The organism is Streptomyces sp. NPDC050509 (genome assembly GCF_044457965.1).
Lineage (GTDB): Bacteria > Actinomycetota > Actinomycetes > Streptomycetales > Streptomycetaceae > Streptomyces.
In genome coordinates this window covers 284455-292150 of record NZ_JBITHL010000011.1, presented here as the reverse complement: position 1 = coordinate 292150, position 7696 = coordinate 284455, and the positions used below count along the sequence as shown (strand labels likewise).

Annotated in this window: 9 protein-coding genes; all 9 read right to left on the bottom strand. The window is 71.1% G+C overall.

Annotated features, from left to right (window positions below; genetic code table 11):
• Nucleotides 1–154: 154 nt before the first annotated feature.
• Nucleotides 155–1435 carry an SPFH domain-containing protein gene (locus ACIBJC_RS30115; protein WP_399297823.1) on the bottom strand — a complete coding sequence of 427 codons (1281 nt, stop codon included), beginning with the start codon at nucleotides 1433–1435 and terminating at the stop codon, nucleotides 155–157.
• Nucleotides 1436–1548: 113 nt separating this feature from the next.
• Complete coding sequence (locus tag ACIBJC_RS30110; protein WP_399297821.1) at nucleotides 1549–1770, bottom strand: hypothetical protein; 222 nt, start codon at nucleotides 1768–1770, stop codon at nucleotides 1549–1551.
• A gap of 268 nt (nucleotides 1771–2038) precedes the next feature.
• Entirely contained in the window at nucleotides 2039–2203 is a 165-nt protein-coding gene (locus ACIBJC_RS30105; protein ID WP_399297819.1) for a hypothetical protein, read from the bottom strand.
• Nucleotides 2204–2362: 159 nt separating this feature from the next.
• Entirely contained in the window at nucleotides 2363–3175 is an 813-nt protein-coding gene (locus tag ACIBJC_RS30100; RefSeq protein WP_399297817.1) for an SAM-dependent methyltransferase, read from the bottom strand.
• A 99-nt stretch (nucleotides 3176–3274) separates the two neighbouring features.
• A complete protein-coding gene (locus tag ACIBJC_RS30095) occupies nucleotides 3275–3856 on the bottom strand; it encodes a helix-turn-helix domain-containing protein (protein ID WP_329825436.1) in 582 nt (193 codons plus the stop codon).
• Nucleotides 3857–3889: 33 nt separating this feature from the next.
• A complete protein-coding gene (locus tag ACIBJC_RS30090) occupies nucleotides 3890–5059 on the bottom strand; it encodes a pyridoxal phosphate-dependent aminotransferase (protein ID WP_399297815.1) in 1170 nt (389 codons plus the stop codon).
• A gap of 26 nt (nucleotides 5060–5085) precedes the next feature.
• Nucleotides 5086–5880: an SDR family oxidoreductase gene (locus tag ACIBJC_RS30085; RefSeq protein ID WP_399297813.1), complete on the bottom strand. Its 795-nt coding sequence runs from the start codon at nucleotides 5878–5880 to the stop codon at nucleotides 5086–5088.
• A 75-nt stretch (nucleotides 5881–5955) separates the two neighbouring features.
• Nucleotides 5956–6957: a biotin-dependent carboxyltransferase family protein gene (locus ACIBJC_RS30080; protein ID WP_399297811.1), complete on the bottom strand. Its 1002-nt coding sequence runs from the start codon at nucleotides 6955–6957 to the stop codon at nucleotides 5956–5958.
• Nucleotides 6954–7691: an allophanate hydrolase subunit 1 gene (locus ACIBJC_RS30075; protein ID WP_399297809.1), complete on the bottom strand. Its 738-nt coding sequence runs from the start codon at nucleotides 7689–7691 to the stop codon at nucleotides 6954–6956. Before ACIBJC_RS30075 ends, ACIBJC_RS30080 begins: the two co-directional genes overlap by 4 nt.
• Between the last annotated feature and the right edge of the window lie 5 nt (nucleotides 7692–7696).

The window sequence follows — 7696 nt, the reverse complement described above, 5'->3', positions numbered from 1 at the left end:
GGCCGAGGGGCCCGCCCGGCTCTCCCTCACCACGGGGCGCGCCGGGGGGGGGGGGGCGCCCGGCGCCGGCGGGGGGGGGGGGGGGTCGCGGGGGGGGGGGGGGGGGCCCGGGGGGGGCCCCCCCCCCACCACACAGGCCGGACGCCCTGTCACCTCACGCGCTCTCGCTCCTCGGCGGCTCCTCACTCCGTGTCTCGGTGGCACGGAGCGTGGGCTTCCCGTTGGCGCTCGGGGCCTTGGTGTCGGCCTTGGTGTCGGCCTTGGTGTCCCTGCCGTCCTTGGACGCGTCGGACGCGCCGGACGCGTTCTTCAGCGAGTTGAGGATGGCCATGCCCTGTCCGACCAGTCCGGCCGCCATGTCGTTGACGCCGCCGGTGCCGTTCAGGACGGTCAGATGGGCGCCCGCCATGCCCCGGGCCGCCGCGTCGGCCAGCGTCGGCAGGTTCTCGACGGTGCGGTTGGCGGCGATGAGCTCCTGGTTGCCGTTCTTCAGGGACTCGGCGCGCGCGGTGTTGGCGTCGGCCTGGGCCTGGGCGAGGGTGCGCTCGCTGTACGCGGACGCGTCCGCCTCGAACTTCACCCGGTCCCTGGCGGCCTCCGCCAGGGTGCGCTGACGGTACGCCTCGGCGTCCGCGGGGCGCCGTACCTCGGCCTCCAGCCGCTGCGCGGCCAGATCGGCCTGCCGCTGCGCCAGGGCCGTCTGCTGTTCGATGGTCTCCTGGGAGGCCCGCGCCTCGGCCAGCGGTCCCGCCTGCGCGGCGCGGGCGTTGACCTGCTCCGTCTCGGCGTGGAACCCCGCCCGCTTGATCGCGGTGTCCCGTTCGTACTCGGCCTTCAGCGCGGCGGCCTGCTGCTCGCGCTCGCTGGCCTCCTGGTCCGACTTGGCCTGGGCGATCCGCGCCTGGCTGGCGACGGCCGCCGCGTGCGGGGCGGCCAGGTTCTCGATGTAGCCGGTGGCGTCGTCGATCTCCTGGATCTGGAGCGCGTCCACGACGATGCCGAGCTTCTCCATCTCGCTGTGGCTGCCCTGCTTGACCTCCTGGGCGACCCGGTCGCGCTCCCGGATGATCTGTTCCACCGTCAGTCCGCCGATGATGGAGCGGAGGTGACCGGCGAAGATCCGGCCCACCAGCTCCTCCATCCGGTCCTGTTCGGCCAGGAAGCGGCGGGCCGCGTTGGCGATCGACACCGTGTCGTCGCCGACCTTGAACACGGCCACGGCACGGACGTTGAGACGGATTCCCTGCTGGGTGACGCAGTCCTCGACGATCTCCGCCTCGCGGAGCGCCAGGGAGAGCATCCGTACCTTGTGCTTGACCGGCATCACGAAACTGCCGTGTCCCGTGACGATCCGGAACTGAGTGTCCTGCGCCTGCCGTTTGGAGCCGGAGATGAGCATCGCCTCGTTGGGCGCGGGGACATGCCAGAACAGCATGGTGTGCTCCTGTCGTACCGCGCGTGTGCGCCGGTACCGCTCGGTATTGCTGGGTACTGCTCGCTACCGCTTCCTCGTGCTGGAGTGCGTCGTTCGGGGTTCAGGGTTCAGGTTCAGGAGGGGAGGGGTTCCACGATCACCGAGCGCGCCGAGATCGACTCGACGACGACCACACGCAGATCCCGGCCGATCGGGCGGTACGCCCAGGCCGCGTAGGCCTCGGAGCCACCCCGTACGGCCACCAGCACCTCACCGGGCCCGTCCGCCGGGATCGGGACGGTGACTCTCCCGACGGCCCCGACCGGGCTCTGCGAGAACTCATCTGCCACGGACATACGTCGCTGCCGCGATCATGTCGACCACGCCTCCCGGAGGCCGCGCCCGGCCACCTCGTCCTTCATCGAGAACGCCCTCGGCGAAGCGGCCGACGGCGACATACCCTCGATGTCTTCACAGTACTCCGCGGAGCGTCGGGAAGCCCTCGGGATGACGCGACCGAGCCGCCCCGCGCGGTCGGCGCGGGGCGGCTCGGTGGTGGCGCTCTCGTCCCGGCGAGGCGACCCGGGGGGGGCGGCCCGGCGGACGGCCCGGTCGGGACGGGGTTCAGTCGTGGCGCGCCGGCTCGGTGGGGAACCGCCGGTGCAGCCCGCTCCAGTCCAGCACGTGTTCCGCCTGCCGGGTCGTCTGGTGGGCCGCCTCGCGAGCTTCGGTGACGACGTCGCCGTGCTCCCGGAGAAGCTGGTCGTAGATCGGGGGGTTCGATGACACGTTCATGGTCTGTCAGGTCTTCCAGTCGTCGATCGTCCGGCGGTGCACTCTACTTCGGAGCCCACGGGCACGACCCACCAGGCCAGCGCCTCGACCTGTAATGATTGCCCGGCTGGAGCGGCGCAAACCTTCCCGGGATTCCCTGTCCGGGAGAGGAGGCTACGCCTTGCGGGCGATGGCGCCGTACATCGCGATGGCGCGGTCGTCCATGACCTCCTGGCCGACGTCCGGACGCCACTTGTGGACCTGGGTCACGCCCGGCTCGATCAGCTCCAGGCCGTCGAAGAACGTGGTGGCCTCGGCCAGCGTACGGAGCTGCATGGGCATGCCGCGCTTCGCATACTCCTCGGCCACATGGCCGACCTCCACCGGGGCGAAGTCGGCGGTGCCGATGGTCATCGCCAGATAGCTGCCGGACGGGAGCGGGTCGAGCAGCCGCTGGACGAGGCCGTGGTCGTCGTCGTTCTCCAGGATGAAGTGGAGAATCCCGATGATCATGAGGCCGACCGGCTCCCGCAGGTCCAGAAGCTCCTGGAACTGGGCCGAGCCGATGATCGCGTCGGGGTCCCGCATATCGGCGTCGATGTAGGCCGTACGGCCCTCGGGAGCGCTGGTCAGCAGGGCGCGGGCGTGCGCGAGGACGATCGGGTCGTTGTCGACGTAGACGACCCGGGAGTCGGGGGCGACCTTCTGTACGACCTCGTGCATGTTGGGCTGGGTGGGCAGACCCGTACCGATGTCCAGGAACTGCCGGATGCCCTTCTCCTCGGCGAGGTAGCGGGCCGCGCGGTGCATGAACTCGCGGTTGGCCCGCATGTGGATCGGGAGTGCGGGCCACTCCCGGCACATCGAGTCGCCGGCCTCCTGGTCGACCTGGTAGTTGTCCTTGCCCCCCAGGATGTAGTCGTACACCCGCGCGGAATGCGCCTCCCCGGTGTTGAAACGATCTTCTGGAGAGTTCTGCGGTGCCATGTTCGCTCCTCCCCGGTACGGCGGCCGGCACGACGCCGGGGCGCGCGTACCGGTACCGGTCCCGTCCCAAACTGAAGCCTTGGCCCAGAGCTTAGACGTTCAGTGACCTTGCGCCGCCGCGGACCAGCCGATCAGAGCGCCGCGCAGGGCGGCCACCAGACGGGTGGCGGCCTCCTCCTCGGGGCGTCCGCTCTTGATGAGGTCGAGGATGTCCCGGGGGTCGAACAGGGCGTTCCACAGGAAGAGGGCCTCGTCCCCGAGGTCCCCGAGCCCGAGTTCCTCGGCGGTCTGCCGCAGGGGCTCCGCGAGTGCCTCGGCCTGCGGGGTGAGATAGCCGGTGCCCTCCCGCAGCCGTTCGAGGTAGCCGCGGTGCGAGCGCATCTGCGCCATCGCCCCGCCGTGTTCGAGGACGAGCGACACCCAGTAGCGGGACACCTCCTCCAGCCTCGCCATGCCCCGGGTGGTCTGCCGCGCGCTGAAGTCACTCAGTTCGGAGCCGACTTGGGCCCGGAAGGCGTGCAGGATCTCCTCGACGGAGGAGAAGTGCCGGTAGGCCGTCGCGGTGGACACCTCGGCGTGCTTGGCGATCTCGGCCAGACTGACCGGCGTCGGCGAGTTCTCGAACAGCAGCGCGGCGGCCTTGATGAGGTGCCTGCGGTTGCGCTCGGTGTCGCTGCGCATGGGACGACTCCCCGGTTGCATGTGGGACGGCGGTCACTGAAGGGCTGAGAGGCCGCGGCCCAGTCGGCGGACGCCCTCGGTGATGGACTCCGGGCTGGCAGCGTACGACAACCGCAGATGGCCCTCGCCCTGGGCGCCGAACTCGCTTCCCGGCCGGACGGCGACGCCGTGCGACCGCAGTTCGGCGACGACCTGTGCCGAGGGCAGGTCGAGGTCGTACTGCGGGAACTGGTAGAACGCGCCTTCCTGCGTGCTCAGGGTGAGGCCGGGGATCGCGGCCAGTTCGGCGCGCATGATCTCGCCGCGCCGCTCGTACGCGGCGCGCATCCTGGCGATGTCGGCGTCGCAGGTCCGCACGGCGACGAGCGCGGCGTCCTGGACGACCGTGTTCACGGACCCGTTGAAGGTGTTGTGGATACGGGCGGACGCCTGGATGAGCGGTGACGGGCCCCAGAGGTAGCCGACGCGCCAGCCGGTCATCGCGTAACTCTTGGAGAAGGTCTGGCAGTAGACCGTACGGTCGCGCAGTCCGTCGACCGAGATCGCGGAGGTGAAGGGCCGGCCGGTGTAGTCCAGGTCGGAGTACGCCTCGTCCGAGATGACAATCGTGGACGTGCCCGCGAGCAGGGCGGCGAGCGCGTCGAGTTCCTCGCGGCTGTGCACGATCCCGGTCGGGTTGCTCGGGTTGCAGAAGACGAAGAGCTTCGCGCCCGTGAGGGCGTCGGCCAGCCGGTCGAGGTCCCAGTGCAGGTCCGGCGCGAGCGGGACGGGTACGACGACGCCTCCGGCCATGCTGACCAGGTCGGCGTAGAGGGAGTACGTGGGGTCGGGTATGACCACCTTGTCGCCGGGGTCGACGATGCCGAGGATCGACGCGGCGAGCCCGGCGGTTCCGCCCTGGGTGATCAGGATGTCGGCGGCGGAGACCGGTGTCCCGGCGATCCCGGCGAGCTTCTCGGCCAGCGCCTCGCGCAGCGCCGGTTCGCCGAGCAGCGGCGAGTAGTGGGTGCGTCCGGCGCGGATCGCGGCGTGGGCCGCCTCGACCACCTGCTCGGGTGTGTCGAAGTCGGGCTCGCCCATGGCGAGGGAGACGAGGTCGCCTCCGGACTGCGGCTGCTGCGTCCGGCGGGAGGCCGCGGCGATCCGGGCGACGGCTTCGGCGGGCGCGAAGGGGGGCAGCGAGGTGGTGACGGTGGGCGGCATACGGTCCTCCTGGAGGCGAGAGTTGGTCAGACTTGGCGTGAGGCGTCGGCGGGAGCGCCCGCCCAGCGGCTGATCTCAAGGTCGGCCGAGGTGTCGCGCTGCCGGGTGGGGGCCACGACGATCTCCTGGAGGACGACGCGCTGGGGCAGCGTGACCGCGAGGCGGACGGCCTCCGCCACGTCCTCGGGCCGCACCATGTGGGCGCGCTCCTCGGCGGCCGGCGGCCGGGCCCGGTTGTCGAGGATCGGGGTGTCCGCCTCGCCGGGCAGTACGGTGATGGCCCGCAGCCCCTGGTTGCGGAAGGTGTTGTGCAGGAAGGTCATGAAGTTGCGGACACCGGCCTTGGCCGCGCCGTAGGCGGCCCCGCCGAGCAGGTTGGGGTTGACGGCGGCGAGCGAGGAGACCGTGACGATCGTTCCGGTGCCGCGGCCGAGCATGTCGGGGAGCACGGCCTGGGTGAGCTGGAAGACCGCCGTGAGGTTCACTTCGAGAACATGGCGCCACTCCTCGTGCGGCAGCCACTGCGGGTTGAGCACTGTCGAGGCGCTTCCCGCGTTGTTGATCAGCACGTCGACCGGGCCGAGTTCGGTGTGGACGCGGTCGACGAGACGGTTCACGGCGTCCGTGTCGGTGATGTCCGCCGCGATCGCGAGGGCGGTTCCGCCCTCGGCGTGGATCGTGTCCCGAACCTCGTCCAGCGCCTCCTGCCGGCGGCCGACGAGGACGACGGTGGCGCCGTCCCGGGCGAGGAGCCGAGCGGTCTCCCGCCCCATTCCGCTGCCGGCCCCTGTGATGAGCGCGGTCCTGCCGGTCGACGTCACCGTTCCTCCTCCACGAAAGACTTGAGATACTTGAGACACTTGAGACGCGAATACTAAATGAGAATATCTTCTCATCTATGGCCGGGGCAAGGGTGCCGCGAAGCCCAGCGCGCCGAACGCCCGGGCGGCGGCGCGCTCCAGCGCGCGCACCTCGCCTTCCCGTTCGGCGTGGGTACGGAGCGAGGTCTCCCGGTCGACCCAGCGGAACCGCAGCTCCCGGCCCGGCCCGGCCTGACCCAGCAGAGGCAGCGACACCCGTGAGGCGACCCCGACGATCGGGTAACCGGCCGTCAGGCTCCGGTATCTGCCCAGGACGATCAGCTCGTCCGCGTGCGGAATCTGCAGGGCCCCGATCGGAACCCCGTGCGACACGATCTCGGTGTCGGTGTCCGGGTGGAGCACCGGTCCTTCGAGCCGCAGACCGACGTGGTTGGAGCGAGCGGTGACGACATAGGGCGACGCCTCGATCACCTCGCGGACCCCGGGGATCTCGTGGATCCCGTGGCTCTCGACGACATCGATGTCCCAGGGCCCCTCCGCGCAGCGCAGGACCGGGACGGGGAGCCGGAACAGCGGCGGTTCGAAGAGCCCGCGCGGGAAACCCCGGAACTCCGTCTCCAGCAGCACCTTCGATCCCCGCGCGAGGATCTGCCCGAACCCCATCCGCGCGTCCGGGGCCGCGCTGCCGAGGAAGGTCTCCGCGGCGATCGCGCCGTTCACGGCCAGGTAGGTGCGGGTTCCCCGGCCGATGTCGCAGCGGACCCGGATCTCGTGACCCGCCGGCACCACCACGGGCGACCAACTGTCGACCGGTACGTCGCCGACGGTCACCCGGGCGGGGGCGCCGGTCACGGCGACCAGGACGTCCGCGTCGGGAACGAGGGCCAGCTCGCCCCCGAGGTTCTCGATCAGCGTGGCGCCGCGCGCATTGCCCGCCAGGACGTTCGCGACGACCGCGGAGTGCTGGTCGGCCGCGCCGCCGGTGGGGACACCGCGGCGCTCGGCGTCCCGGCGGCCGAGGTCCTGGAACGTCGTGATCCACCCCGTGGCGGTGAGGTCGAGGCCCACGGTCGTCATGCCGGCACCTCCACCGGCAGCAGGAAGCCCGCGTCCAGCGCCGCCGCCTCGTCCCTGGTGACGGGGACGAACCGTACGAGGTCCCCCGTACCGAACGAGACCGGGTCCGGGCGGGAGATGTCGACGATGGTGTGCGGAGTACGCCCGACCACCCGCCAGCCGGTCGGGCCCGGGAACGGCTGGATGATCGCGTTGGTGCCGGCGATCATGATCGCTCCTGGTGCCACATCGGTACGCGGCTCGGCACGTCGGCGCACCGGACCCGGCACCCTGAGCCCGTCCATCATCGGGGCCATCGCCGCGCCCAGGAGGGAGATGGTGAACGTGGACTCCGCGATCGCCTCGACCACTTCGGCCGGGGCCAGACCCACTTCCTCGGCGACGGACGCCAGATCGGGTCCGGTCTCCTCGTCGAAGACGACCGGGATGGCGAACCGGTGGACCGGACGCGGCCGTGCCCGATCACCGGCCGGCAGGTGTTCGGCCAGGAGCCGGGCCGCGTACGTGACGTGCTGGAGCGCGGTCTCCAGCGGGTCGAACTCGATGAGCAGCGACTCCAGACCGGAGACGACGTCGAGCACGCCGTGCGGGCGGTACGCGAGGAACCGATCGCGGAAGGCGACGACGGCGGACCTGCGGATCGCCTGGTCGGCGTCGGGAACGGTCACCATCACCGCCGAGTCCCCGAAGGGTTCGACGGTGAGGGCGACGGTGGCGAACTGTGCGGTGGTCATGGAAG